This is a genomic window from Carnobacterium sp. (genome assembly GCF_040274425.1).
In genome coordinates this window covers 1-25,911 of record NZ_JBEMBC010000035.1, presented here as the reverse complement: position 1 = coordinate 25,911, position 25,911 = coordinate 1, and the positions used below count along the sequence as shown (strand labels likewise).

Here is a 25,911-nt window from a genome sequence, read left to right as displayed (position 1 = left end):
TCAAGAGATCGATCATAAAAGAATAATACCATCACTAACAGAAAGAGTCCTACACCATAAGCTATCGGTGCGAGTTTCCACAACTGTTCCGAATCAAATTGCATAATAACAACAATGGCAACTGTACCCACTACATACCAGATCACTTGCATGAGTGTAGCTCGAATGCCGGTATTTCCAGTTAAGTAAGTGGTTGAAAAGATAGTAGCAATACTAATGATTGCAAGCAACATGACGGATAAAATAATTCCGTAATCTATTTTTGTTTCTTTATTTTCTGTCATTTTTTAAAATTCTCCTTGTATCCTATCTATCAAAAATTTCTTTATCAAACTCAATCCATTATATAAGAAATCCTCCCTAAAAAAAAGGCTTCTCGTCTTTCTTAGAAAAAACTTACAGTGCTACTCTATTAAACCTGTATGTAGAAAAAAGAAAACTGAGTTTAGACTCAGTCTTCTTTTTGTTTTTCTACTGTTTTTACTTTAACTAATTTTTTGTGTTGAATCGAATCTGAACTGTCTGGATACTCTTTTTCTTTATCTTCTTTTTCAGCTTCATCCTTTTCAAGTTTCGCTTCATTGACAGATTCACCGGTTTTGTATTCGAAATAAATCGTATTGATCAATCCACCCATTAATAAGATCATAGCGGATAGATATAGCCAGAGCATTAACACAATGAATACTCCAAATGTTGCACTAGCAGCTGCTTCTCCTCCAGCATATTTAACATAAAGCGTAAAGGCTTGAGATAAGATCAACCAGCCTGCAGTTGCAAATATCGCTCCTGGAAGAGCATATTTAATATGCAACCGATGATTCGGTACTAAAAAGTAAACCATTGTAAGAACAAGAATCAAGACAACTAATAAAACCAACCATTTATAACCAAATACTTGCAGAACAAAGCCTAAATCGATTCCAACAAAGTCTTGAACAAACAATAGGATCTGTTCACCAAAAACAAAGATGAAAATCAATGCCCCTACAATAGCAACTATGGCTAATTGAACGAGGAAAGAGACCAAACGAACAATAATAAAGTTATTTCTTTTTTCAACTCCATAAACGTCATTAAGAACATTTTGCAAGGCATTAAAAGCTTTACTTGCTGACCATAACGACGTGATCAGCCCAATAGAAATTGCTCCTCCACTTGAACTGCTCAAATAGCTTTCTAAAACTGGAGCTAAAACATTGTAAATATCTGGTGGCACAGCCGTCTCTAACATAGGAAGAATATCTCCAGCACTTATAGGAAAAAGCGGGATAATATTTGCTACAACCAATAGAATAGGAAATAACGATAATAAAGTAAAATAAGCAAGTTCTGCTGCATTTGAAGAAACTTCTGCTCGCGCCCAATTGGGTTTTGCGACTTCTACGAAAGTTTTGAGTTTATCTTTGAAAGAAACTTGTTTTGCATTCGTTGTCAAAACGATCACATCCTTTATATTATATTATGTGTTATGTATAGAAAAAGCATAGCACAGATAGATTTAAAAAGCATTTAGGACGCTCTTTCGCAAGAATATAAATAAAAAAAAGGCCAACCCTAAAAAATAGAATTGGCCTTTTGAATTACCTTACAGGATGCTAAATAAATAGACTTAGTTAGATTTGGTGTAAGTTGTATTCCATAATTAATTTATTTACGCCTTCATCAACAGTTTTAACTTTAGATTCTGTTCCTGAATTTGTCGTTACGATAACCGATTGACCTTCAACTTGTTGCAATTTGCCAATTTTTTCATCATTCACATAAAGCTCTAACTCAGTGAAACCTTCTTTATTATTTGGGGTTTCTTTTACTTCTACTTGAATTTTTTTATTTCCTTTTGCCATGCGAATGCTCCTTTTGCAGTTAGTTTCTCATTTAGTATACTGCATTTTTGAAAAAAATTCATTGATTTATTCATCTAAGCTGCTTTCAGTTTCATAAAAATTAGCGAATACTTAAATAAATGATGTCAAAGCTTCTTGATAAGGAAGGTTTAGTGATTCTGCGACTTCTTTTTGAGTTACCTTTCCATCCATCACATTAATACCTGTATAAATCGTTGAATTTTCTTTAGCTGCTTTGACTACTCCTTTATTCGCAATCTCAACGGCATAAGGAATGGTTACATTCGTTAAGGCTAATGTAGATGTTTTAGGCACAGCGCCTGGCATATTTGCAACAGCATAATGGACGATACCGTGTTTGACATAGACCGGGTCATCATGTGTCGTAACTTCTGAAGCCGTTTCAAAAATCCCACCTTGGTCTACTGCAATATCTACAATAACCGATCCATTTTCCATTGATTTAACCATTTCTTCTGTAACTAATGTTGGGGCTTTTGAACCAGGAATCAATACTGCTCCAATTGCCAAGTCAGCTTCTTTAACAGCTTTAGCAATATTGTATTCATTTGACATTAATGTGTTGATCCTGTTTTCAAATAAATCATCTAATTCTTCCAGACGTTTCGGATTCACATCTAAAATAGTCACTTCTGCTCCTAATCCGATAGCGATTTTAGCAGCATTCGTTCCTGAAACTCCACCACCAATAATCGTTACTTTCCCTTTTTGAACTCCAGGTACACCACTCAACAGTATTCCTTTTCCTTGATTGACGCTTTCAAGAAACTCTGCCCCAACCTGTGCAGCCATTCTTCCGGCAATTTGACTCATAGGGGTTAAAAGTGGCAATGTGCCATCTTTTCCAGCCATCGTTTCATAGCCGATAGCTGTCACTCCAGCTTTCATCAATTCTTTTGTTAACTCTAGAGATGGAGCTAAGTGCAAATAAGTGAAAAGTATCATGCCTTCTTTAAAATACTGATACTCACTTGGGATAGGTTCTTTTACTTTAATGATCATTTCAGCATTACCCCAAATTTGCTCAGCTTCTTCCAATATAACGGCACCTGCTAATCGGTATTCTTTATCAAGAAAACCAGCTGTCTCTCCTGCATTTTCTTCGATCACAACTTCGTGCCCATTTTCTACAAGACTTTTTACACCGGCTGGAGAAATGGCCACCCGACTTTCATTATTTTTAATTTCTTTTGGTATACCGATCTTCATAGTGATTTCCTCCTATTTTTTACTACCTGTTCTACTTCTCTATTACTATTGTAACGCTGAATCAGACAGAACCCAAATTTTGACACTTTTGTTTTTTTCTTCTTATTAATTTAGCTGTCTATATGCTATTAGACATATTTTGTCCACATTACCTATTTATTTATAGTTGTCATTGAAAAAATATTTTCATTTCTTAGGGAATATTATATAATCAATTATCGTGATTGTGGAGGTGGAACTTGTGTTAATTGATATTAACGATAATTTTTTCAATGAGTTACAAGAAGTTTCAGATTCGCTAAATATAACTATTGGAGAATACTTAGAAAATCTTCATGAAAAAAACCAAAAACTGAAAATGATTTTATTAGAAGATAAAGAAGGCTTCGAAAAATTCTTAAAGGAATACCATGTTATTTTAGATGATTTAGTTATGCTTAATCCAGAAGCTTTAGCCATTTTAAATGAAAACAGTAATCCTGAAATTATGAAACCTGTATTTATTCAACTTTTAAAAATAGCTAATGGAGATATTAGTGTATTAACTAAACTATATGATACTTATCTTAAACAGTCTCAATCAGCTTTGGATTTTTCTACGGCAGACTAATTTATAATTGAATGTTAAAAAGATCTAGAAATTCTTTTAACCTAATAACGATGATTGTATTTTTTTACAGTCATCGTTTTTTCTAAACAATTTATCAGCTTTTTGTTCCATCCGTTCAATATTGTTATTAACCGAAGTAAAAAAACATACCCTAGGAGGAAATTAATGGCGCTAAACAATCTATCTAAAAAGAAAAAAAGTAAGTTCTATAACAATATGCTTTTAGCAGGAGGATCTATTTTTACCGGGATAGCGATTGGCATTTTTGCTGCCGTATTCTTTCCATTCCTCAACTTTGAAATCAACCTATTTGTCTTGATTGGTGGCGTACTATTCTTCTTTATTAGTTTTTTCATACATATTTTACTTCATGAAACTGGTCATCTTATCTTTGGATTATTAACAGGATATACCTTCGTCTCATTTCGAATCGGTACGTTAACGATCATAAAAGAAAAAGGCAAATTAAAACGCAAACGATTCCATTTACCAGGGACAGGTGGACAATGTTTGATGTCTCCGCCAGACTATTCTACCGATCACTTTCCATTTGTCTTGTATAATTTGGGTGGAGTTTTCATCAATCTACTCTTTTCAGTTATTCCCTTGATCCTTACTTTAACTATTGAAGGTCTTTCTCTACCAGTCTTATCTTTATGCCTGTTATTCGCTGGTTCAGCCTTACTCACAGCTTTAACAAATGGCATTCCTATGAAAATAGGCGGAATGCCAAATGACGGATACAATCTTCTTTCCATCCTAAAAGAGGAAGAAAATAAAAAAGCTTTCTTTATTCAATTAAAAGTAAATGCACTAATGACAGAAGGCTCACGCTTAAAAGATATTCCTTTAGAAAACATTCAATTAAAAGGAAATCCTCAATTCTCTAATTTATTAGCTATTTCTGTTTATCTGCTGGAATACAATTGGTATTTAGACAATTTAAAATTAGGTATTGCAAAACAAAAATTAGATGCTTTTCTCCCTCACTTAGAAAACTTGCCATTATTTTATAGAAATGAGTTAAATTGCGAGCGTTTATTTTTAGTATTAAGTGAACAACCACAGAATCCAAATCTAATACAAGAAATATATGATGAAGATTTACAGCAGTTCATTAAAAAGACTCCTTACTTGCCAAGTAAAAAACGCCTCATGATGGCATACGAAGGGTTCTATTGTATGAACTATCAAAAAGCTATAGACTACTACGAAGAACTGAAAAAAACTGCCCCCATGTATCCTGTAAGGGGAGAAGCTGAAATGGAATTAATGTTAGGCGAATGGATTAAATCAAAATTGGTATAAATAGTTAAAAGCGGAATAGCTAAAAAAACTAATCACATGTCTATGATTAGTTTTTTTAGCTATTCCACTCTTTTTTTGGCTGAGATACATTGTGTTTGGAGATTCCCAAACGAGAAAAAGCTCCTAAATTCTAACAGCATCACCTCAAAAGGTTGTTTCGATTTCCATTCATGTACTCTTCAACTATTTTTTTGCTTACCATTGGAGTATCTCCAAAAGTCGTATGTGCAAGTACTGCATTCGAAATAACAAAGTCCACAGAACGTTCATCGGACCAATTTTCGATGAAACCTGTTATGATACCAGAAGCAAAAGCATCTCCTGTTCCTATTCTGTCTAGGATTTCCAATTTATATTCAGTACTAACTGAAAAGCCCTTATCGCTTCTAATAAATCCTTTTAATAACTGTTCTTCACCTTTATTTTCACGCAATGTTCCGGTAAATAGTTTGATACCAAATTTCTTTACAAAAGTTTCACTGACACTATTTAAACTTCGTAGTCAATAATATATGGATACTTATATGGATACTTATATGGATACTTATTTGTATCACATATGGCATACGAGACTTCAATCACTTCATTAAACGTACTAATTGTTTTTCTGACCCTTTTTAATAAGTGTGTATGGTCTATCTTTAATTTTTCTTTTATAGGTTCTTCAATTTTTACGACTTCAAAACTATCTTGAAAACGACTAACGTTTTTATCAAATTCTGCTAACCATTTATATAATGAAACCCTTTCTGTTTGCTCCAAGGCCTCAATACTCCCTAAAACAGGAAGGAAATGTTCAAAATAAATATAAGGTTCCCCATTCAAATAATAAATTCTGGTTAATTTATATGACTTTTCCTTAAATGTTTTACGTATAAGATCATCTTCATTTATAGTTTGTACTTCTTCAATAGATAGTATTTCTTTTTTCAACGTGTTGCCGCTTAGTTCAATAATACTCGAAAAAGAAGCTGCTTTAGGAAGTTTGTTAAATAAGCGATCGCTTATGACTGTCGTACCTTTCCTCATTTCCATTTCATTCCTAATTCATTAAAAACATTATAATGTTTCCATAAATATACCAATATTAAGCGGTTTATTCAAAAAAAACTCTTTACTACTTATTGTCTAGTTTTTAATATAGGAATAAAAAATTAGACAATACCGTAATAAATTTTGACCCCCCAAAAAAAAATCAGATGTGTATTGACTTAGTGTTAGAAATTCATATAATAAAGTAGTCATATTAAATCGAATAAAAAACTGCTCATAGGGGAGTAGCAAGCACAATTTATTGTGTGGTTAAATCAACTAATATGCGTTACTAAAACGCTGGTTTAACATCAAATTGCAAGACCTATGTATAAATTTTGTTATAAATTTATACATGGGTCTTGTTTTTTTTCGACGAACAATTGGAGGAATAGATTAAATGGAATCTAAAGTTGATTCAACACAGAAAAAAAAACTGACGATTGGCGGGTTATTTATTACGCTTGGCGTTGTCTATGGAGATATTGGCACCTCTCCACTATATGTAATGAAAGCACTCATTCATGGTAATGACGGGTTAGCAAATATATCAGATGAGTTTATTTATGGATCTTTATCTCTCGTATTTTGGACGCTGACCTTATTAACAACGATCAAATACGTCAGTATAGCTTTAAGAGCGGACAATCATGGAGAAGGCGGTATCTTTTCTCTGTATACACTCATTAGAAAAAAAGCTAAGTGGTTGATTGTCCCTGCGATGATTGGTGGAGCTACGCTTTTGGCAGATGGGATTTTAACACCAGCTGTCACAGTTACAACTGCTGTTGAAGGGTTAAGAGGAATTCCCTCTTACATAGAGCATTTTGGCTCTAGTCAAAATACAGTTTTGTTGATTACAATTATCATTATTAGTTTTTTATTTATGATCCAACGATTTGGTACAGAAGTGATTGGACGTCTTTTTGGTCCAATTATGTTTCTTTGGTTTTTAATGTTAGCTGTTCTAGGTGTACTCAATACATTAGGAAACTGGGATATTTTAAGATCCTTATCGCCTTATTATGGGATAAAGCTCTTATTAAGTGAGGAAAACAAATCAGGCTTTTTAATTCTTGGTAGTATATTTTTAGCAACCACCGGAGCAGAAGCTCTTTATTCTGATTTAGGTCACGTAGGACGAAAAAACATTTACGCTTCATGGCCATTTGTAAAATTAAGCTTACTACTGAATTATTTTGGTCAAGGTGCCTGGTTGTTGTCTGTAAAAGATAAACCGTCTTTCCAACATATTGAAGAAATAAATCCTTTCTTTGAAATGATGCCAGCAAGTTTCCGGATTATTGGCGTAGTTTTTGCAACATTGGCAGCCATTATCGCTTCACAAGCGTTAATTTCCGGATCATATACGCTTGTTTCTGAAGCCATTAAATTAAATCTATGGCCGCGTTTACAGATTATTTATCCAACAAATACGAAAGGCCAGCTTTATATTCCTGTCATTAATTCTATTTTATGGGCTGCTTGTATTGGTGTAGTCCTCTACTTTAGAACCTCTGAACATATGGAAGCAGCTTATGGATTAGCCATCACAATCACTATGTTGATGACGACAATTTTACTGTACAATTATTTGATTTATCGAAACGTATCTCATTTCATCTCGCTTATTGTCTTATTCTTCTTTGGCGGATTGGAAACAATGTTCTTTTTATCCAGTGCAACCAAACTATTTCATGGAGGATTTGTAACAGTTCTTATTGCACTTATTATCTTAAGTATTATGGTAATCTGGCACAAAGCTTATGTTATTGAACATAACGTCGCAAAAGAGGCATCTCTTGTTGATCATGTCAGTCGACTAGAGGCCGTAAAAGCAGATTACAGCATTCCATTATATGCTACTAACCTTGTTTATCTGACCAGCAAATCTAGACCTGGGAAAGTCGATAGTGAAGTGATGTATTCCATTTTTGATAAACAACCAAAGCGAGCAGAAGTTTACTGGTTTATTAATGTTGAAGTTACTGATGAACCAAGGACTATGGAATATGTGGTTGAGAATTTTGGAACAGACTCCGTGATAAAAGTTAAATTACGTCTAGGTTTCAGAATGGAACAAAAAATTAGCACGTACATGCGACAAGTAGTTATTGATTTAATGAAATCGGGCGATATAAATAAACAACCACAAAAATGGTCAATCAATGAATTCAATCGTAATGTAGGAGACTTTTGTTTTGTGATTGTTCGAGAAGAGTTATCCACAGATACTGAACTTTCGGCTTTAAATCGTTTTATTATGCAAACTAAATTATCTATAAAAAAATTAGCTGTCTCACCGGTTAAATGGTTTGGTCTGGAGTACACCGATGTAAAAATTGAACATGTCCCCTTGTTACTAGGCAAACGAAAAAAAACTCGTTTAAAAAGAGTTTACTCATAGAAAATAACACATATAGAAGGTTGTTTATTGACTCGTTCATTGTATCTGGCTTTTCTACAATAACTATTTCTCGACTTGAGACAAACGATTTAATCGATCTAAACTCAAGTCGTTGCATGTAAAAAATAAATGTCTGACCTTTGAAAAAGGTGAGCAGAATGTGAGCAAAGGTATGAATTTGCAATATAATTTAATATTATTGGCCAAAATAAAAAAACATCAATAGTGTTGTTAGATCACCATTTTTTAGCACCTAATTAAAAAAATAAAGCTATTCCAAGCAATTCAATCAAAAAAAACGTGCAAACATTGATTTAACAATGTTTGCACGTTTTTTAAATTAAAACATTTTATGGAAGCGAGGGGAGTCGAACCCCTGTCCAAATATATCGGCACCTAGACGTCTACGTTCATAGTTGTGCAATTAAGGTTTCGCGCAGTACTAGCCACACAACAGGCATCATACGTTGCTAGTCTGATGATCTCTTCTAAAACTTACAGACGGAAAGGTTTAGCGTATCCCACTGATTATAGGACCCTTGCTCGAGCACATGGGCGATGCCGAGAGGATCTACACTAAGCTGTTATTACGCAGCTAAAGCGTAAGAGTTATTATTGTTTTTAGCAGTTATATTTAACTGTAACGTTTTAGCGTAGCCGTAACCTACGAAACGCGATCCAAGCTCGACCTATACCTGTCGATTCCGTAACGCTCCCTAAGTGGGATGTATACAGAGAATGTTTTGTTTTGAATCATCATTAATCTGTTTAACTCTCTCTAAATAGTATAACATATTTTAGAAAAAAAGAAAATATGTTCGTTTCATATGTCATTATTCCATTTTTCAAAGAGTGAACTAGGAGCAACAAGCTATTCTTTGTTGAATCTAGCACGTAATATTGGTATATTTAACAAGAAACATTATAATGTTTTAAGATACACTAATTGAATGATTAGATTTTGGAAAAGAGGAAAGGTAATGAAGAGAAAAAAGCTTCTTTATGCAGATATTGCTGATGATATCCGAAAGAATATTTTAAACGGTATATATGCAGTAGGAGAACAAATACCTACTGAAAATGAACTTGAAGAAAAATACAGCGTTAGCAAAATAACGATACGTAAGGCGATTGAAATATTAGCTGTTGATGGATATGTTGAGAAAAAAAGTGGTAAAGGCACAACAGTAATCAGTGATCGTTTATTTAATAAGCTTTCTAAAGCAGCTTCTTTTTCAAGTATTATTGAAATGAATGGTCATAAATTAAGAAAAGAAATATTAACAATAGAAGAGGTACAAACTATTAATGAAGATGACGACATTCAAAAAACATTTAAAGATAAAGCCTACAAAGTAACTAGAATTTATTATTTAGATGAAGAACCATATATTTACTTTGAGCATTTCCTTCCAGTTCTTGGAACTATTGAAGCATTGAAACAAATAGAAAAAGTCTCTCTCTATAAATGGTTAGCGGAATTCAATAAAAATGTTGGCAGGTTCCAAGATAGCTTTGAGGTGGTAAAAATCGAAGATTCTGTAAAAGAGAAGTTGAGTATAGCGCATACACATCTTTTAAAAAGAGTAAGAAAAACATTTAGTACAACAAATGAAATTATTGAAATTTCTCACGCAATATATGATACAAGTAAGTATCCCTACATTATTGATTATGAAGTTTAAGTTTGAAAGGTAGAAAAAACGGTTTTTTAAAAGAAATCGTTTACAACTAAACATTATAATGTTATATTCTTTTTGTAAGAAAATAAAAGTAATTAGGAGGCTATTATGAATAATTTTGTTGATTTTTTAGATTCAAAAGTTTTACCTGTAGCTACAAAGATTAGTTCACAGCGGCATATGGCAGCTATTCGTAAAGGAATCATTGCAACTTTGCCCTTAACAATTATCGGATCCTTTTTTACGATTCTTTTGAATATTCCTATCGAATCGATTGCTGCAATTATAGAACCGTATAAAGCTATACTCGATATTCCGTTTCGTTTTACTGTAGGGATATTATCTCTGTATGCTACTTTTGGTATCGCTTCATCACTCGCAGATAGTTATGATCTAGATGGTATGACATCTGGAATGCTTGCAATACTAGGATTCTTGATTTCTACAATTGTACCGACGCAAGTTATCGAGCCCGTTGAAGGAGTTATTGAATCAGGGAGATATATCAATATTGCGGCACTTAGTTCCTCTTCTCTATTTGGAGCCATCATCGCAGCTATTGTATCTGTTGAGATCTACCATTTTATGAAAGAGAAAAACTTTACGATTAAAATGCCCGAGGGTGTTCCTCCTGAAGTGGCCAATTCTTTTATTGCATTGATGCCAACTGCAGTCATTATTTTATTCTTTTGGATCACTAGACATGTTTTAGGTTTTGATATCAATAGTGTATTGAGTTCATTGTTGTTACCGTTTAAAGATATCTTAGCAGGAAATAGTTTATTCGGAGGACTCCTTACAGTGTTCTTGATTACTTTCTTTTGGGTTTTAGGAGTACATGGTCCAGCTATTATGGGTCCAGTTATTCGTCCTTTTTGGGATATTTCAATTGCCGAAAACATGACTGCTTTTCAAGAAGGCACAGCTGCAACAGATTTACCAAATATTTTTACAGAGCAATTTCTACAATGGTTTGTTTGGATCGGAGGAGCCGGTGGAACATTGACATTAGTTGTATTGTTCCTTTTCTCAAAATCTAAATATCTTAAAAGTTTAGGAAGATTATCTATTTTACCAGGACTGTTTAACATCAATGAACCGATGATTTTTGGAGCTCCAATAGTGATGAATCCTATTTTAGGAATACCCTTCATTGTAGCGCCACTTGTTACGACAACCTTATCTTATTTCTTAACTGTAACAAATGTAGTACCAATGATGATGGCCCGTTTACCGTTCACCGTCATTTCACCTATTGCAGCGTGGATCAGCACGGACTGGAGTATCATGGCTGGGTTATTGGTGGTTATCAACTTTTGTATCACTATAGCAATCTACTACCCGTTCTTTAAAGTGTTTGAAAGACAACAAATTGAAAAAGAATTGGAAGCAGAACAAGAGAGTGCAGCACAAGCTGCAACAATGGCTGAAGAGTCTGTTTAAATAGTTAAATAATGTAAAAAATCAAGAGATAAGTCTAATGACTTATCTCTTTGGAGGTCTATATGACAATACTAGTATTTTTAGTTTTTACCGTTTATTTTATACTTTGTCAGTACGTGATCGAAAAAAAGGTGCTTTCAGAAAAAATAATTGCAATGAACTTGTTCTATTTGATTGTATTGGCAATTTTAATGATTGCTTTAAGTATAGTGATAGGACTAATTTTTCATATTGAATGGTTCCTAGTACCCGCGGTCACACTTTTTTTGTGCGAGTGTCCTTGGAGCAAAATTTCGCAAATCTTTTATCTAAATAGAAAAGAGGAATAAATGATGAAACGCAGATTAGGTATCTCAGTTTATCCGGATCATAGTGATTCAGAACAAGATCAAGCATATATTACTTTGGCAGCACATTATAACTTTTCGAGGATCTTCATGAGCATGTTGGAAGTGACTGAAGGCAAAGAAAAAATTAGTGAAAAATACAGCAGCATCATAACCTTTGCTAAAAAATTAGGTTTTGAAGTCATCTTGGATATTGCACCAAATATATTTGAAGAGTTGGAAATTTCGTATGATGACCTTTCTTTTTTTCATGCTTTAGGAGCAGATGGCATTCGTTTAGATGTAGGTTTCGATGGCAACAAAGAAGCTATGATCTCTTTTAATCCTTACCAACTAATTGTTGAATTGAATATGAGCAATGACGTAGCGTATTTAGACAATATCTTATCGTACCAAGCTAATCGACCTTATTTATATGGCTGCCATAATTTTTATCCACAAAAAGGCACTGCCTTGCCATTTGATTTTTTTGTGAAATGTAGCGAGCGATTTAAAAAGCAAGGTTTAAGAACAGCGGCATTTGTCAGTTCTCAAAGTGGAACGATTGGACCGTGGGATGTCAATGATGGATTGCCTACATTGGAAATGCATAGGAATCTCCCAATTGAGATCCAAGCAAAGCATCTTTTTAGTACCAATCTAATTGATGATATCATCATTGGAAATGCTTATGCATCAGAATCAGAATTGGAGGCTTTATCTCTGCTAAATCCTTATCAAGTCACTTTCTCAATCGATTATGTACCTAATGCAAATGAAGTAGAAAAAGAAATCGTTACACGGCCTCAACATTTTAGACGAGGCGATATAACCAGTCAAGTGATTCGTTCAACGGAAGTTCGTAAGAAATATTCGAAAGAAACGAATATTCCACACGATAATCAACTAACTTTTGAACGCGGTGATGTTGTCATTGGGAATGATGGATTTGGCAAATACAAAAATGAGCTTCAAGTTGTTTTGGAGCCACATATGGATGAGCGAAAAAACTTGGTAGGGAAAATAAAAAAAGAAGAACAAGTTTTGTTAGATTTTATCTACCCATGGAGCAAATTTAGATTTGAAGATAAGTAAGGGTGGGAGAATATGTTTGATCTGTATATTAAAAATGCAAAAACAGTAACTGAAGAACCAATCGAAATCGGTATCAAAAATGGAAAAATCGTTGCTGTAGAAAAGAAATTACAAGTAAAAGACGCAAAAAAAACAATCGATTTACATCATCAATCCTACCTTTCTGCTGGCTGGATCGATGGGCATACCCACTGTTATGAAGAAATGAATCTTTATTATGATTCACCTGACACGATTGGCTATACAAAAGGAGTCACAAGTGTGATTGATGCCGGTTCAACAGGCGCTGATAATATTGCTGAATTTTGTACTTTAGCGAGTCAAGCCAAGACGAATGTGTTCGCCTTAGTGAATATTTCTAAAACGGGGATTGTTCATCAAAATGAATTAGCCGATTTAACGAATATCCAAGAAAAAAAGGTTTCTGAAGTTATAAAAAAATATCCGGATTTTATAGTAGGAATCAAAGCCAGAATGAGTAAAACTGTTATTGGAGATAATGGCATACGACCATTGGAATTGGCAAAATTGATTCAAGAAAAAAATCAAGCGATTCCATTAATGGTTCATGTTGGATCAGCCCCTCCAGATTTAAAAACCATCTTATCTATTATGGATAAGGGCGATGTATTGACACACTGTTACAATGGAAAATTAAATGGTATTTTAAATGAAACTGGTCAGATTCATGATTTTGTATGGGATGCGTATAAAAAAGGTATTCGATTCGATATTGGACATGGGACAGATAGTTTTAATTTTGCTGTTGCAGAGCAAGCTAAAAGAGAAAAGTTGATTTGTCATATCGTTAGTACAGACATCTATCACCGAAATAGAGAAGATGGCCCAGTATATAATTTCTCTACAATGATAGAAAAGATGCTCTTTTTAGGTTATGCACTAAGCGATATCATCCCAATGGTAACGATTAATCCAGCAAAAGCATTTCAGTTAAAGTCAAAAGGTACATTAGAGATCGGCTATGATGCAGATATTACGATTTTTGATGTGGAAGACAAGGAGAAAATACTGGTCGATTCCAATGGAAATACCAGAAAAACAACACAAGTGATTACGCCTATCTATACAATAATCGGGGGTAATGATTATAGAGTAGGAGTTGAAGAAGATGGATTATTACAAGAAATATAATTTAAAAGAAGTCATTAATGCGAGCGGTAAGATGAGTATCCTAGGTGTATCAAAGTATAGTGAAAACGTAATTAAAGCTCAGAAATTTGGCGGACAGCACTTTTTCGAAATGGAAGATCTAGTTCAAAAAACAGGACAATATATTGCGGAATTGGTCAATGCAGAAGACAGTACGATTGTGTCTTCTGCATCCGCGGGTATTGCTCAATCGGTTGCAGCGGTTATTGGTAAAGGGAGTCACTATCATTTGTACCACCCTTATACAGATAAAGTAACCAAGCGTGAAATCATTCTTCCAAAAGGACATAATGTGGATTATGGAACACCTATAGAAACAATGACTGAATTGGGAGGCGGAAAAGTTGTTGAGGCTGGGTACGCCAACATGTGTAGCAGTCAGCATATCGAATCTATGATCACTCCAGAAACTGCGGCGATCCTTTATGTGAAGAGCCATCATACCGTTCAAAAGAGTATGCTTTCAATCAAAGAGGCACTACAAGTTGCTCATAAGCATCAGTTGCCATTGATTTTGGATGCAGCAGCAGAAGAAGATTTAGTTACTTATGTTTCTATGGGCATCGATTTAGTCATTTATAGTGGAGCAAAAGCCTTTGAAGGAACGAGTTCGGGCATTGTCTTTGGAAAGACTGAGCTGATAGAATGGGTTCGTTTGCAAAGTAAAGGAATAGGTCGAGCAATGAAAATAGGCAAAGAAAATATTCTTGGCTTAGCTACTGCAATTGAAGATTATATCGAACAAGACAACGAGTCAGCAGAGCAAATGAAAAATAGACTTGCGCCACTCGTTGAGGAACTGGATAGTATCGAAGGAATAACGTGTTCCGTTGCGCAAGACAAGGCTGGCAGAACTATTTTTAGAGCTAACCTCAAAGTTAGTGATGAAGCGCCATTAAATGCTAAACAACTGGTTGAAGAGCTTAAAACTGGAAATCCAGCTATTTATACGCGAGAGTATGAAGTGAATAATGGCATCATTGAATTCGACATTCGTGCTGTAACTAAAGATGAGATGTTAAAAATAGGAACAAGAGTGAAAGAAATAGTAGCCTTGTATGAGAAAGAAGGAAAAATAGATGAGTAAATCACCTAATTATTTAGATAATCGTATTTGTTTAAACGTACTGGCTAACTCAGTTGAAAATGCAAAAGAATGTTATGCAGCTGCAGAAGGAAATATTCTTTTAGGTGTGCTTTCAAAGGACTACGAAACGGATCAAGCAGCGATCGAAGATATGAAAAATTATCAAGAGGCTATTAATAACGCTTTATCCGTTGGACTTGGAGCTGGTGATCCAAATCAAAGTAAAATGGTTAGCCGAATTTCAGGAGAACTTCAACCTCAACATGTGAACCAAGTCTTTACAGGTGTAGGAGCGTCTAGAGCTTTATTAAATCAAGAACAAACAATTGTTAACGGTTTGATTTCCCCTACAAACAGAGTAGGTTACGTTACTATTTCTACAGGACCATTAAGCAGCCAAATGCCTAAAGCAGAAGTACCTATTGAAATAGCTATAGCAATGTTGAAAGATATGGGTGGAAGCTCAGTGAAGTTTTTCCCGATGAAAGGGTTGGATCATAAAGAAGAATATATTGCTGTAGCAAAAGCTTGCGCTAAGCATAAGTTCATTCTTGAACCAACTGGAGGAATCGATTTAGAGAACTTTGAAGAAATACTCCAAATCGCAATTGATGCAGGAGTGGAAAAAGTTATTCCTCATGTGTATAGTTCAATTATCGATCAAGAAACGGGTGACACTAAACCAGAAGACATCAAAGAATTGTATAGGATGATGAAAAAAGTCTTATCATAAAAGAAGTAGGGGATTGTTATGAAAATTATCGCTTTTGGAGAAGTCATGATGCGTTTGACGCCTCCTCATTATAAGTTTATCGAGCAAACCGATTCAGTTGATTTAAGTTTTAGCGGGACAGGGTTAAATATTTTAAGCAATTTATCTCGTTTTGGATACGATACCTCTATAGTAACCAGTTTGCCAGATAATCAAGTGGGAAGAGCAGCTTCAAGTTATATCCGAAAACTAGGCGTGAGAGATACAAATGTTGCGTACAAAGGAAACCATATCGGAATTTATTTTTTAGAAATGGGCTTTGGGGCTCGGCCTTCTGAAGTTACTTATTTAAATCGTTCTGAAAGTTCTTTTTCCAAAAGCCACAAAGACGATTTCGGCTTAGAAGAAGCCATTAGGCAAGCAGATGTTGTGCATATTTGTGGCATTTCATTAATGGTTAGTGAAACGTTAAGACAAACAGCCATGTACATTGCGAAAAAAGCAAAGGAATTAAACAAAACCGTTTGTTTTGATTTTAATTACCGTCCAAGTATCAACTTAGATAAAAGTCATGAATGGGTAAAAGAACAGTATGAAGAGATTCTTCCTTATTGCGATATTGTTTTTGGAGGAATACGCGACTTAACAGAATTATTGGATTTTCCTTTGAATGAAAATTTAAAGAATGCTGCTGATCGTTTAGACTTTGCCAGCGTACCTTTTGTAGAAAAATATGGTATCTCTATACTTGCGGGAACATTGCGGGAAAATAAAGGGGAGAAACAGTTTCTAAAAGGATTTCTTAGAAACAATCAAGGATTTTCGGTTAGTACAGAGTATGAATTGGACATTTTAGACAGAATAGGAACAGGGGATGCTTTTGCTGCAGGAATCATTACAGGATTTATTGAAGAATGGTCAGAGAAACAATCGATCGAATTCGCTGTTTCCAATGCTGTACTTGCGCATACGACTTATGGTGACACTCCTTTAGTGAATAAAAAAATTGTTGAAGAGTATATGAATGGAAATAGAACGAATCTTTTGCGGTAAACAATTCAAGATAACAGCAAATATAGAAGAAAATAAAAAACACATCTTTTAAGATGTGTTTTTTATTTTCTTGTTTAGCCATTAGAATTTATCTCTTGTTGTTTGGAAGTCTGGACATAAACATCGTACAATTTAGACAATACAGTGATGTCACCACTTGCAATTTTTGATAATTTAAAAAATACAGGTTTCATAATTTCAGCATCATCATTTTCATTAATGATAACTAAGGCTTCGCTATTTAGTGTAAATAAATCATCTAATATTGTATGGTATTTTTTTATGAACGTTTGAAGACCTTCTTTATCTTCTAGTAAAACATTTTTTAAACTTTGATTCTTTTCGTGAAGATTTTCTAAGTATTCTCCAACTGTCATACCTAGCGAATTTGAAACCTCTTCTAATTCATTAAAAAAATTATCGTTAACATCGATTAACACTAGTTTCACCTCCACAATCACATTCACAATAACTGATTATATAATATTCTAAGCAAAAAGAACATAGAATATAGAAACCGAGTTAAATAATTAGCGTTTTTTGTGGACAGAATATGTCCAGGACATTAAAAGTTATTTAGAGAAGTTTTGAAAATGAGTGTAGCTGATAAAAAACAAAGAGAATCCTTCAAAATAGTTGGGTTCTATTCGATTCAGCGTTACAATGATTCTATAGGGTATAAAAAGAAAATATAAAATGGAGGCTACGAACAATGAAGATCGGGATACCAAGAGAAATAAAGAATAATGAAAGTCGAGTAGCTATTTCTCCTGCTGGTGTAAACAGCCTTGTGGAAAATGGACACGAAGTCATCATAGAAATGAATGCAGGAAAGACTGCCGGGTTTACGGATGAAGACTATCAACTGTCAGGAGCCACATTGCTTGAAGATGCTGAGCAAATTTGGAACGCTGAAATGATCATTAAAGTAAAAGAGCCTATTCCAAGCGAATACAAATATTTCAAAAAAGGGATGATATTGTTCACATACTTGCACTTAGCGCCAGCTTTAGAATTAACTAAAGAGCTTATGAAGGCTGGAGTTACAGCTATCGGATATGAAACAATGGTCGGAACTGACGGAACGTTGCCTTTATTGACGCCAATGAGCCAAATTGCTGGAAGAATGGCAGCACAAGTCGGTGCTGAATTTCTTGAGAGTGTCAATCAAGGAAAAGGAATCTTGTTAAGCGGAGTACCTGGAGTTCAAAAAGGAAAAGTAACTATTATAGGTGGCGGAGTTTCCGGAACGAATGCAGCCAAAATTGCAATTGGTCTAGGAGCAGAAGTGACCATTTTAGATGTCAATCCTAAACGATTAGAAGAATTAGATGATCTATTTGAAAATAGAATCAACACGCTTATGTCAAATGAATACAACATTGCAAAAGCAGTTAAAGAAGCAGATTTAGTAATTGGAGCTGTATTGATCCCAGGATCTAAAGCACCAACCTTAGTAACAGAAGAAATGGTTAAACAAATGGAACCAGGTTCGGTTGTTGTTGATATAGCAGTTGACCAAGGGGGGATTTTTGAAACAGCTTCAGAAGTGACGACCCATGATGATCCTGTTTACGTAAAACATGGTGTTGTCCATTACGCAGTTGCCAATATGCCAGGGGCTGTTCCAAAAACATCTACTCTAGCCTTAACTAATGTTACCATTCCATACGCAGTTGAAATTGCAAATAAAGGGTTGATCAAAGCCGCTAAAGAAAATGCAACGATTTATACAGGTATTAATGTTATGGCTGGAAAATTGACCAAAAAAGAAGTTGGAGAGTCATTAAATCTTCCGTATCATGAAGCTTTGAGTTCATTTATTTAATTCAATCAGTGCGTTTTGAAACAGAAGTTGCATTAAATGCATAAATAAATGAATTTCTTTCCGAAATGCAGTATACTAATGAAGAAACTAACTGCAAAAAGGAGCATTCGCATGTCAAAAGGAAATAAAAAAATTCAAGTAGAAGTAAAAGAAACCCCTAATAATAGAGAAGGTTTTGTTGAGTTAGAGCTTTATGTGAATGACGAAAAAATTGGTCAATTGCAACAAATAGAAGGCCAAACAGTTACCGTAAAAACTAATTCAGGAACAGAGTCTAAAGTAAGAACTGTTGATGAAGGTATAAATAAATTAATTATGGACTATAATTTACACCAGATGTAAACTTGAAGGTGTAACAAACTAAATCTAAAAGATCGGTCCTGCTTTAGGGTCGATCTTTTTTTCATGGATGCTGTTATTAAGAGCATCCTAAAAGCTTTTTGAATCCATCTATGCTATGCTTTTTCTATACATAACCTAATATAAAGGATGTGATCGTTTTGTCAACGAATGCCAAGTCTGCTTCTTTTAAAGATAGATTCAAGTATTTCCTGGAAGTATTAAAACCCAATTGGGCAAGAGCTGAAGTTTCATCAAATGCAGCTGAACTAGCTTACTTCACTTTGTTATCTTTATTTCCTATTTTATTGGTTGTAGCGAACGTTATTCCTCTCTTTCCAATAGATGCAGCAGATATACTGCCAATGGTAGAAACAGCTGTCCCACCAGATATTTACAATGTTTTAGCTCCAATTCTGGAAAGTTATTTGAATAGTTCAAGCGGAGGTGCTATCTCTATTGGTCTGATTACGTCATTATGGTCGGCCAGTAAAGCTTTTAATGCATTGCAAAATGTTTTGAATGACGTCTATGGAGTAGAAAAAAGGAATAATTTTATTATTGTTCGATTAATCTCTTTCTTAGTACAGTTAGCTATCGTGGCGATTGTAGGGGTAGTAATCTTTGTCTTTGTATTTGGTGAATTTATCTTATTATTCATCGAAGATTTTGTTGGAATTGATTTAGACTTTATTTTACAAATATTTAGTTTTAAATGGCTAGTTTTATTCATTGTCTTGATTTTGATTATCACAATGGTCTACTTTTTGGTTCCGAATCACCGCTTGCATATCAAATATGCTTTGCCAGGAGCAGTATTTGCTACAATAGGTTGGATGGTATTATCTCAAGCCTTCACACTCTATGTACAATTTGCTGGAGGGGAAGCAGCTGCTAGTGCGACATTTGGGGTTTTCATTGTTTTAATGTTGTGGCTCTATTTATCGGCCATGATTTTACTGTTAGGGGCTCTGATCAATGCCGTTTACTTTGAAATTAAAAAAGGTAAATCGGTTCAGGAAGTTAAGGCGGATAAAGACAAAGCTGAAAAAGGCGATACTGAAAGAAAATATCCAGATGATTCAGAAGCAATCCAGCATAAAAAATTAGTGAAACTAAAAACAGTAGAGAAACACAAAGAAGACTGAGTGAAAACTCAGTTTTTTTTCTTTAGTCGTAGTTAAAGCGAAGAGCACTGTAAGATTTTTCTAAGAAAGGAGACAGGCCTTTTTTTTAACTTGGTTTTCTTATATAATGGATGGAGTTTGATGAAGATATTTTTTAATAGATAGGACACAAGGAGAATTTTAAAAAATGATAGAAAATAAAGAAACAAAAATAGATTATGGGATTATCTTATCTGTATTGTTGCTAGCAATCATTAGTATTGCGACTATCTATTCAACCACTCATTTAACTGGGAACTCTGGAATCGGTGCTACATTGATGCAAGTCATCTGGTACGTAGTTGGTACAGTTGCGATCGTTGTGATCATGCAATTTGATTCTGAACAGTTATGGAAACTAGCACCGGTAGCATATGGTTTTGGGCTCTTTCTGTTAGTATTGGTGCTCTTCTTTTATGACCGACCTACTGAGTTAAGTACCGGAGCAAAAAGCTGGTTTAAGATAGGTCCATTAACCTTTCAGCCCTCGGAAATCATGAAAATAGCCTTTATTCTCATGCTGGCTCGTGTCGTTACAAAACATAATGGCGATTACCCGTCTCATTACCCTAAAGCAGATTTCTTATTGTTAGGCAAAATCATGTTAACGTCTATTCCGCCACTTGTACTCGTTATGTTACAAAATGACTTAGGTTCAACATTAGTATTTATTGCCATTATTATTGGTTTAGTGTTGATTTCAGGAGTCACTTGGAAGATCATTCTGCCACTATTTTCAGGAGTGGCCGCACTTGGTGGAACCTTACTTATATTAGTTGTATACAATCGCGACTTTTTATTGCGATTGGGTTTTAAACCGTATCAATTTTCTCGGATAGATTCCTGGTTGAATCCATACGGAGATTCAGGGGATACCTCTTATCAACTGATCCAGAGTATTAAAGCGATCGGGTCAGGTAAAATGTTCGGTAAAGGATTTGGTACATCAGAAGTGTATGTGCCAGTTCGAGAGTCTGATATGATTTTTTCAACGATTGGAGAAAATTTTGGTTTTCTTGGCAGTTGTATTTTAATTTTTATTTACTTCTTACTGATCTATCAGATGATCCGCATTTGTTTTGATACGAAAAACGAATTTTATGCGTATATTGCAACCGGCGTTATCATGATGATCCTGTTTCATGTTTTTGAAAATGTTGGGATGAGTATTGGTTTGCTTCCGTTAACGGGGATACCACTGCCATTTATTTCTCAAGGAGGAACAGCATTGTTAGGAAATATGATGGGAGTCGGACTCATTATGTCCATGAGGTACCATTATCGCAGTTATATGTTCTCTGAAGAAGATGAAGATTTCAAATAAAAAGAGTACTATATTGGAGTGAGTTTCAATGCTTGATTTGTATCAACACCCGACATGTTCAACCTGTAAGGCAGCAAGAAAATGGTTGGATGACCATTTAATCGAGTACCATGCGATAAATATGATTGAAAATCCGCCAACACAAGAAACATTGATCGACTTAATGAGCCAAACGGATTTACCGGTACTTCGCTTTTTTAACACAAGTGGGAATCGATACCGCGAATTAGGATTGAAAACGTTGGTGCCAAACATGGATATACCTGAATGTGCAGCTATTTTGGCTTCAGATGGAATGCTGATCAAAAGACCTTTGCTGACTGATGGCAAGAGAACAACTCTAGGTTTTAAAGAAGACGTCTATGAACAGACTTGGATAAAATAAAAATTCGGAATGGAGCGATTGAATTGGAAAAGCAAATGAAATATAGCGAAAACGGCTTATGGGTACTAAAAGAAGGCGACAATTACTGTATTGGATTATCTGAAAAAGGACAAGACGATTTAGGCGAAGTTATGTTTGTTGAACTTCCAAATACGCTAGCTGAAGTGAGAGAAAATGATGTCTTGCTAGGAGTCGAAGGGGCAAAAGCTGTTACTGAACTATTGTCTCCATTAACGGGTGTAGTCGTTCAATTCCATGCAGAATTAACAGACAACCCTGAAAAACTAAATAGCATGGACAAAAAAGACAATTGGATTCTTGAATTAAAAGACGTAGAGCCAGGTGCTTTTGAAAAATTGTCAGCTGAAGTCTAGAAATTAAAGTTGACAGAAAAAAATTGCTCTGTTAGAATATGTTAAATATCAATAACGCGATGATAAGAAGAGTACGTTCGTAATAACCATTTATAGAGAGCCTTGTTTGCTGAAAAAAGGTAATGGGAATTGAACCGAAGATGGTCTTTGAGCAGAATATGTGAATGCCTTGCATAAGCCTATTCCGGGTGCACCCGATAACGTGCCACAGTATAAAAAAGTTGAAAAAAGCTTGAGTACTGTATGAGGTTGATTTAGTGATGAATCAACAAATTAAGGTGGTAACACGAAAAGTCAGAACTTTCGTCCTTATAGTAAGCAGTGCGCTTAGTATAAGGATGGAAGTTTTTTTATTTGAATGAATTAGGAGGTGTATCAGAAGTGATTGAATTAACAAATATAAAAAAAGTGTTTCAAACGAAACAAGGCAGTTTAACGGCTGTCAAAGATATCAATGTTTCCATCAAAGATGGCGAAATTTATGGAATCGTTGGGTATTCTGGAGCTGGAAAGAGTACGTTGGTCCGAATGTTCAATGGACTAGAGACGCCAACAGATGGTACAGTAGCTATTGAAGGAAACATTATTTCACAATTAAAAGGAAAATCTCTTAGAAAAGAACGCCAAAAAATTGGGATGATCTTCCAACATTTCAACCTGTTATGGTCTAGAACAGTAGAAGAAAATATTCTTTTTCCACTTGAATTGGCAAAAATGCCTAAAAAAGAGCGCGCAGCTAAAGCCAAAGAACTCATTGGTTTAGTAGGGTTGGAAGGAAGAGAAAAAGCTTATCCGTCTCAACTTTCAGGTGGTCAAAAGCAACGTGTAGGAATTGCGCGAGCATTAGCTAATGATCCAACGTTATTGCTTTGTGACGAGGCAACAAGTGCACTAGATCCGCAGACCACGGATGAAGTACTCGATTTACTATTGGACATCAACAAGCGCTTAAATCTAACGATTGTCTTGATCACACATGAGATGCACGTGATTCGCAAAATTTGTGATAAGGTTGCAGTCATGGATGATGGGAAAATTGTTGAAGAAGGTTCTGTCATTGATGTATTTAAAAAACCACAACAAGACATTACTAAACGCTTTATCCGACAAGATGCAAATCCAGACAGTGAAGACACCGACATGATTTTTGAAGAATTATTGGCAGAATATCCTGAAGGAAAAATTGTTCACTTAACGTTCCATGGCCAACAAGCCAAAATGCCGATTATGTCAAAAATCGTTCGAGAAGATGGCGTTGATTTAAGCATCATTCAAGGAAGTATTCAACAAACGCAAGATGGCGCAATTGGTTCGCTTTATGTCCAATTAACGGGTGAAAACCAAAAAATCAAAGTGGCTATTGAAGAATTAAGAAAACTCCAAGTAGAAGTAGAGGTGGTAGAACATGTTGTTGAAGCTTAATTTAGGAGCGAGTGTTTTATCACAATATCTCGACTTTTCAGAAGTTAAATGGGAAAAAATGCAAGAAGCAACGTTAGAGACGATCGGTATGACCATTGGATCAGTAGTAATCATCTTTTTTGCAGGTTTACTGCTAGGATTACTATTGTATGAAACAAATGGGAAAGATACGTTAGCAGCTAAAACATTGTACAGAATCGTCGCTATTTTAGTAAATATCTTCCGTTCCATTCCTTTTATTATTTTAATCGTATTATTGATTCCAATCACAAAAACACTTGTAGGATCAATTATTGGGCCAACAGCTGCATTACCAGCGTTGATTCTTTCATCAGCACCATTTTTTGCACGACTTGTTGAAATTGGATTTCGAGAAATCGATAAAGGTGTTGTTGAAGCAGCTGAAGCTATGGGAGCCAGTAAATGGCAAATTATTTATAAAGTCTTGATTCCAGAAAGTCTGCCAGCTATTGTATCAGGAATTACAGTCACTACCATATCTTTAGTGGGGTATACCGCAATGGCCGGTGTGATTGGGGCAGGCGGTTTAGGAAACCTAGCTTATCTTGATGGATTCCAACGAAACCAGCCAGCTGTAACACTAGTTGCAACCTTGATCATTTTAGTCATTGTCTTTATTATTCAAGCCATTGGAGATGTGATCGTTAAGAAAGTAGATAAACGTTAAAACAGCTAAGTGAAAACAAATAATAACCATCATTAGCTGATTAAAAGCACTACCGCAGTTTAAATAGGGGATTTAAAAAGCATTAAAAAAAACTAGTGAAAAAATAGGGGGATTTAAAGATGAAAAAGAAAACAATCTTATCAGCATTAGTAACAACAGGAGTAGTATTAACATTAGCTGCTTGTGGCAACGAAGGAAGCAACACTGAATCAAGTGGTTCAGGAACTGAAGAAACAACGATCAAAATTGGAGCCAGCAATGTGCCACATGCTGAGATCTTAGAATTCGCTGAGCCAATTCTTGAAGAAGAAGGCATTACATTAGACATCACGACCTATAATGATTATGTTGTACCAAATGTGGCTTTAGATGAAGGCGAAATTGATGCCAACTACTTCCAACATATTCCATTTTTTGATGCAGCTGTAGAAGAAAACGGCTATGATTTTGTGAATGCTGGAAGCATTCATATCGAACCTTTAGCTATCTTTTCTCAACGTTATGAAAGTTTAGACGATGTAGAAGACGGTGCAACTGTCTTAGTCAGCAACAACCAAGCAGACTGGGGACGAGTAATCGGTATTTTCCAAGAAGCAGGCTTAGTAACAGTGAAAGACGGAGTAGACCTTACAACCGCTACATTTGACGACATTGAAGAAAATCCTAAAAATTTAACATTTGAATACGAAAACGATCCAGCATTGATGACGACATTATATCAACAAGATGAAGCAGAATTGATCGCAATCAACTCAAACTTTGCAGTAGATCAAGACATCAGCCCAATCGACGATTCAATTGCTATTGAAAGTTCATCTTCTCCATATGCCAACATTATTGCCGTTCGTTCAGAAGATGCTGAAGATCCAGCTATTTTGAAATTGATAGAAGTATTACAATCTGAAGAAGTACAAGATTTCATTTTAGAAGAATGGGATGGAGCAGTCGTTCCTGTAAAAGAATAAGCTAAATAAAAAGTAAGAAGCAGATAAAACGGCTTCTTACTTTTTTTGTGTTGGAAAATGTATTGAATTTCTTGAGGAATAGGGATTGCTTGTAGAAAGCCATGAGACCGTTGTTGCTGCTTTATTTTGTTGTTTTACGTACGATCAAAGTAAAAGCTAGTTCTTCAGGTGTTAACTTTTGTAAAGTCAGATCATTATTGATCATCTTAAACGCATTTTCGGCTTGCTTATGTATAGAGTAATCAATCGTAGTGATATCTAATAAATGTGAAATTTCAATATTGTCAAAACCAATTACTGAAAAATCTTCAGGCAATGAGTACCCTAAACGTTTTGCTTGCGAAACTAAACCAGCTGCAACAGCATCAGAGCTTGTCATGAAGGCATCAGGCTTGATCTCTTGTTTGGCTAACCATTG

The 25,911-nt window shown here is 35.0% G+C and carries 27 protein-coding genes, 1 other RNA gene and 1 other annotated feature; of the genes, 19 read left to right on the top strand and 9 right to left on the bottom strand.

Features of this window, described 5'->3' with window-relative positions:
* From ABS911_RS08320 to ald (ABS911_RS08305), 4 genes are all read right to left on the bottom strand, one after another.
* On the bottom strand, positions 1 to 284 hold a 284-nt coding region (locus ABS911_RS08320), incomplete at its 3' end, for an FtsW/RodA/SpoVE family cell cycle protein (protein ID WP_350467209.1).
* Positions 285 to 451: 167 nt separating this feature from the next.
* The gene (locus tag ABS911_RS08315) at positions 452 to 1,447 is read right to left on the bottom strand and encodes a YihY/virulence factor BrkB family protein (protein ID WP_244877193.1); all 996 of its coding nucleotides are present in this window, start codon (positions 1,445 to 1,447) and stop codon (positions 452 to 454) included.
* Positions 1,448 to 1,616: 169 nt separating this feature from the next.
* The gene (locus tag ABS911_RS08310; protein WP_350467208.1) at positions 1,617 to 1,847 is read right to left on the bottom strand and encodes a DUF2969 family protein; all 231 of its coding nucleotides are present in this window, start codon (positions 1,845 to 1,847) and stop codon (positions 1,617 to 1,619) included.
* Positions 1,848 to 1,958: 111 nt separating this feature from the next.
* Positions 1,959 to 3,077 (bottom strand): alanine dehydrogenase, encoded by a 1,119-nt coding sequence (gene ald / locus ABS911_RS08305; protein ID WP_023176903.1) that lies wholly within the window; start codon positions 3,075 to 3,077, stop codon positions 1,959 to 1,961.
* 241 nt (positions 3,078 to 3,318) lie between these two features.
* Between ald (ABS911_RS08305) and ABS911_RS08300 the strand changes: the two genes are divergently transcribed.
* Together ABS911_RS08300 and ABS911_RS08295 are read left to right on the top strand one after the other, a co-directional pair.
* Complete coding sequence (locus tag ABS911_RS08300; RefSeq protein WP_187948890.1) at positions 3,319 to 3,687, top strand: hypothetical protein; 369 nt, start codon at positions 3,319 to 3,321, stop codon at positions 3,685 to 3,687.
* A 165-nt stretch (positions 3,688 to 3,852) separates the two neighbouring features.
* Complete coding sequence (locus ABS911_RS08295; RefSeq protein ID WP_023176900.1) at positions 3,853 to 4,995, top strand: site-2 protease family protein; 1,143 nt, start codon at positions 3,853 to 3,855, stop codon at positions 4,993 to 4,995.
* A gap of 139 nt (positions 4,996 to 5,134) precedes the next feature.
* On the opposite strand, the gene ABS911_RS08290 is transcribed toward ABS911_RS08295, so the two are convergent.
* Entirely contained in the window at positions 5,135 to 5,428 is a 294-nt protein-coding gene (locus ABS911_RS08290; RefSeq protein WP_023176898.1) for a PfkB family carbohydrate kinase, read from the bottom strand.
* Positions 5,429 to 5,484: 56 nt separating this feature from the next.
* Positions 5,485 to 6,024 (bottom strand): UTRA domain-containing protein, encoded by a 540-nt coding sequence (locus ABS911_RS08285; RefSeq protein ID WP_350467207.1) that lies wholly within the window; start codon positions 6,022 to 6,024, stop codon positions 5,485 to 5,487.
* 403 nt (positions 6,025 to 6,427) lie between these two features.
* On the opposite strand from ABS911_RS08285, the gene ABS911_RS08280 reads away from it, so the two are divergent.
* Positions 6,428 to 8,434: a KUP/HAK/KT family potassium transporter gene (locus tag ABS911_RS08280; RefSeq protein WP_350467206.1), complete on the top strand. Its 2,007-nt coding sequence runs from the start codon at positions 6,428 to 6,430 to the stop codon at positions 8,432 to 8,434.
* 350 nt (positions 8,435 to 8,784) lie between these two features.
* Here the strand turns inward: ABS911_RS08280 and ssrA are convergent.
* Positions 8,785 to 9,151, bottom strand: a transfer-messenger RNA (tmRNA) gene (gene ssrA / locus ABS911_RS08275).
* A 263-nt stretch (positions 9,152 to 9,414) separates the two neighbouring features.
* Here ssrA and ABS911_RS08270 point away from each other — a divergent pair.
* From ABS911_RS08270 to ABS911_RS08240, 7 genes are all read left to right on the top strand, one after another.
* Complete coding sequence (locus tag ABS911_RS08270; RefSeq protein WP_350467205.1) at positions 9,415 to 10,119, top strand: GntR family transcriptional regulator; 705 nt, start codon at positions 9,415 to 9,417, stop codon at positions 10,117 to 10,119.
* A 105-nt stretch (positions 10,120 to 10,224) separates the two neighbouring features.
* Positions 10,225 to 11,559 (top strand): PTS sugar transporter subunit IIC, encoded by a 1,335-nt coding sequence (locus tag ABS911_RS08265; RefSeq protein WP_350467204.1) that lies wholly within the window; start codon positions 10,225 to 10,227, stop codon positions 11,557 to 11,559.
* A gap of 332 nt (positions 11,560 to 11,891) precedes the next feature.
* A complete protein-coding gene (locus ABS911_RS08260) occupies positions 11,892 to 12,980 on the top strand; it encodes a DUF871 domain-containing protein (protein WP_350467211.1) in 1,089 nt (362 codons plus the stop codon).
* A gap of 12 nt (positions 12,981 to 12,992) precedes the next feature.
* Entirely contained in the window at positions 12,993 to 14,132 is a 1,140-nt protein-coding gene (locus ABS911_RS08255; RefSeq protein ID WP_350467203.1) for an amidohydrolase/deacetylase family metallohydrolase, read from the top strand.
* The gene (locus ABS911_RS08250; protein ID WP_350467202.1) at positions 14,110 to 15,237 is read left to right on the top strand and encodes a DgaE family pyridoxal phosphate-dependent ammonia lyase; all 1,128 of its coding nucleotides are present in this window, start codon (positions 14,110 to 14,112) and stop codon (positions 15,235 to 15,237) included. Before ABS911_RS08255 ends, ABS911_RS08250 begins: the two co-directional genes overlap by 23 nt.
* Complete coding sequence (gene dagF / locus ABS911_RS08245) at positions 15,230 to 15,970, top strand: 2-dehydro-3-deoxy-phosphogluconate aldolase (protein WP_350467201.1); 741 nt, start codon at positions 15,230 to 15,232, stop codon at positions 15,968 to 15,970. Before ABS911_RS08250 ends, dagF begins: the two co-directional genes overlap by 8 nt.
* Positions 15,971 to 15,988: 18 nt before the next feature.
* Positions 15,989 to 17,002: a sugar kinase gene (locus ABS911_RS08240; protein ID WP_350467200.1), complete on the top strand. Its 1,014-nt coding sequence runs from the start codon at positions 15,989 to 15,991 to the stop codon at positions 17,000 to 17,002.
* 74 nt (positions 17,003 to 17,076) lie between these two features.
* Here the strand turns inward: ABS911_RS08240 and ABS911_RS08235 are convergent, their stop codons facing one another.
* Positions 17,077 to 17,442: a hypothetical protein gene (locus ABS911_RS08235; protein WP_350467199.1), complete on the bottom strand. Its 366-nt coding sequence runs from the start codon at positions 17,440 to 17,442 to the stop codon at positions 17,077 to 17,079.
* A 272-nt stretch (positions 17,443 to 17,714) separates the two neighbouring features.
* Between ABS911_RS08235 and ald (ABS911_RS08230) the strand changes: the two genes are divergently transcribed.
* From ald (ABS911_RS08230) to ABS911_RS08190, 9 genes are all read left to right on the top strand, one after another.
* Entirely contained in the window at positions 17,715 to 18,830 is a 1,116-nt protein-coding gene (gene ald / locus ABS911_RS08230) for an alanine dehydrogenase (RefSeq protein ID WP_350467197.1), read from the top strand.
* A 111-nt stretch (positions 18,831 to 18,941) separates the two neighbouring features.
* A complete protein-coding gene (locus ABS911_RS08225) occupies positions 18,942 to 19,172 on the top strand; it encodes a DUF2969 family protein (RefSeq protein ID WP_350467196.1) in 231 nt (76 codons plus the stop codon).
* A 149-nt stretch (positions 19,173 to 19,321) separates the two neighbouring features.
* Positions 19,322 to 20,317, top strand: a complete 996-nt coding sequence (locus ABS911_RS08220) for a YihY/virulence factor BrkB family protein (RefSeq protein WP_350467195.1) — start codon at positions 19,322 to 19,324, stop codon at positions 20,315 to 20,317.
* A gap of 166 nt (positions 20,318 to 20,483) precedes the next feature.
* A complete protein-coding gene (locus ABS911_RS08215; protein ID WP_350467194.1) occupies positions 20,484 to 21,659 on the top strand; it encodes an FtsW/RodA/SpoVE family cell cycle protein in 1,176 nt (391 codons plus the stop codon).
* Positions 21,660 to 21,687: 28 nt separating this feature from the next.
* A complete protein-coding gene (locus ABS911_RS08210; RefSeq protein WP_350467193.1) occupies positions 21,688 to 22,044 on the top strand; it encodes an arsenate reductase family protein in 357 nt (118 codons plus the stop codon).
* 23 nt (positions 22,045 to 22,067) lie between these two features.
* Positions 22,068 to 22,418, top strand: coding sequence for a glycine cleavage system H family protein (locus ABS911_RS08205; RefSeq protein ID WP_350467192.1), 351 nt, complete (start codon positions 22,068 to 22,070; stop codon positions 22,416 to 22,418).
* 50 nt (positions 22,419 to 22,468) lie between these two features.
* Positions 22,469 to 22,732 (top strand) — a binding site (T-box leader).
* Between the two features lie 67 nt (positions 22,733 to 22,799).
* Positions 22,800 to 23,840, top strand: coding sequence for a methionine ABC transporter ATP-binding protein (locus tag ABS911_RS08200; protein WP_350467210.1), 1,041 nt, complete (start codon positions 22,800 to 22,802; stop codon positions 23,838 to 23,840).
* Positions 23,824 to 24,528: a methionine ABC transporter permease gene (locus ABS911_RS08195; RefSeq protein WP_350467191.1), complete on the top strand. Its 705-nt coding sequence runs from the start codon at positions 23,824 to 23,826 to the stop codon at positions 24,526 to 24,528. The genes ABS911_RS08200 and ABS911_RS08195 overlap by 17 nt, the downstream gene beginning before the upstream one ends.
* A 119-nt stretch (positions 24,529 to 24,647) precedes the next feature.
* Entirely contained in the window at positions 24,648 to 25,493 is an 846-nt protein-coding gene (locus ABS911_RS08190) for a MetQ/NlpA family ABC transporter substrate-binding protein (RefSeq protein WP_350467190.1), read from the top strand.
* A gap of 121 nt (positions 25,494 to 25,614) precedes the next feature.
* On the opposite strand, the gene ABS911_RS08185 is transcribed toward ABS911_RS08190, so the two are convergent.
* Positions 25,615 to 25,911 (bottom strand): substrate-binding domain-containing protein (locus tag ABS911_RS08185; RefSeq protein ID WP_350467189.1); only part of this gene is annotated, 297 nt, incomplete at its 5' end.

What these genes read in the sequence shown, in the direction of transcription:
- ABS911_RS08310 (WP_350467208.1), bottom strand. Translation starts at nt 1,847, where the DNA reads ATGGCAAAAGGAAATAAAAAAATTCAAGTAGAAGTAAAAGAAACCCCA.
- ald (WP_023176903.1), bottom strand. Translation starts at nt 3,077, where the DNA reads ATGAAGATCGGTATACCAAAAGAAATTAAAAATAATGAAAGTCGGGTG.
- ABS911_RS08295 (WP_023176900.1), top strand. Translation starts at nt 3,853, where the DNA reads ATGGCGCTAAACAATCTATCTAAAAAGAAAAAAAGTAAGTTCTATAAC.
- ABS911_RS08285 (WP_350467207.1), bottom strand. Translation starts at nt 6,024, where the DNA reads ATGAGGAAAGGTACGACAGTCATAAGCGATCGCTTATTTAACAAACTT.
- ABS911_RS08280 (WP_350467206.1), top strand. Translation starts at nt 6,428, where the DNA reads ATGGAATCTAAAGTTGATTCAACACAGAAAAAAAAACTGACGATTGGC.
- ABS911_RS08270 (WP_350467205.1), top strand. Translation starts at nt 9,415, where the DNA reads ATGAAGAGAAAAAAGCTTCTTTATGCAGATATTGCTGATGATATCCGA.
- ABS911_RS08265 (WP_350467204.1), top strand. Translation starts at nt 10,225, where the DNA reads ATGAATAATTTTGTTGATTTTTTAGATTCAAAAGTTTTACCTGTAGCT.
- ABS911_RS08260 (WP_350467211.1), top strand. Translation starts at nt 11,892, where the DNA reads ATGAAACGCAGATTAGGTATCTCAGTTTATCCGGATCATAGTGATTCA.
- ABS911_RS08255 (WP_350467203.1), top strand. Translation starts at nt 12,993, where the DNA reads ATGTTTGATCTGTATATTAAAAATGCAAAAACAGTAACTGAAGAACCA.
- ABS911_RS08250 (WP_350467202.1), top strand. Translation starts at nt 14,110, where the DNA reads ATGGATTATTACAAGAAATATAATTTAAAAGAAGTCATTAATGCGAGC.
- dagF (WP_350467201.1), top strand. Translation starts at nt 15,230, where the DNA reads ATGAGTAAATCACCTAATTATTTAGATAATCGTATTTGTTTAAACGTA.
- ABS911_RS08240 (WP_350467200.1), top strand. Translation starts at nt 15,989, where the DNA reads ATGAAAATTATCGCTTTTGGAGAAGTCATGATGCGTTTGACGCCTCCT.
- ald (WP_350467197.1), top strand. Translation starts at nt 17,715, where the DNA reads ATGAAGATCGGGATACCAAGAGAAATAAAGAATAATGAAAGTCGAGTA.
- ABS911_RS08225 (WP_350467196.1), top strand. Translation starts at nt 18,942, where the DNA reads ATGTCAAAAGGAAATAAAAAAATTCAAGTAGAAGTAAAAGAAACCCCT.
- ABS911_RS08215 (WP_350467194.1), top strand. Translation starts at nt 20,484, where the DNA reads ATGATAGAAAATAAAGAAACAAAAATAGATTATGGGATTATCTTATCT.
- ABS911_RS08210 (WP_350467193.1), top strand. Translation starts at nt 21,688, where the DNA reads ATGCTTGATTTGTATCAACACCCGACATGTTCAACCTGTAAGGCAGCA.
- ABS911_RS08195 (WP_350467191.1), top strand. Translation starts at nt 23,824, where the DNA reads ATGTTGTTGAAGCTTAATTTAGGAGCGAGTGTTTTATCACAATATCTC.
- ABS911_RS08190 (WP_350467190.1), top strand. Translation starts at nt 24,648, where the DNA reads ATGAAAAAGAAAACAATCTTATCAGCATTAGTAACAACAGGAGTAGTA.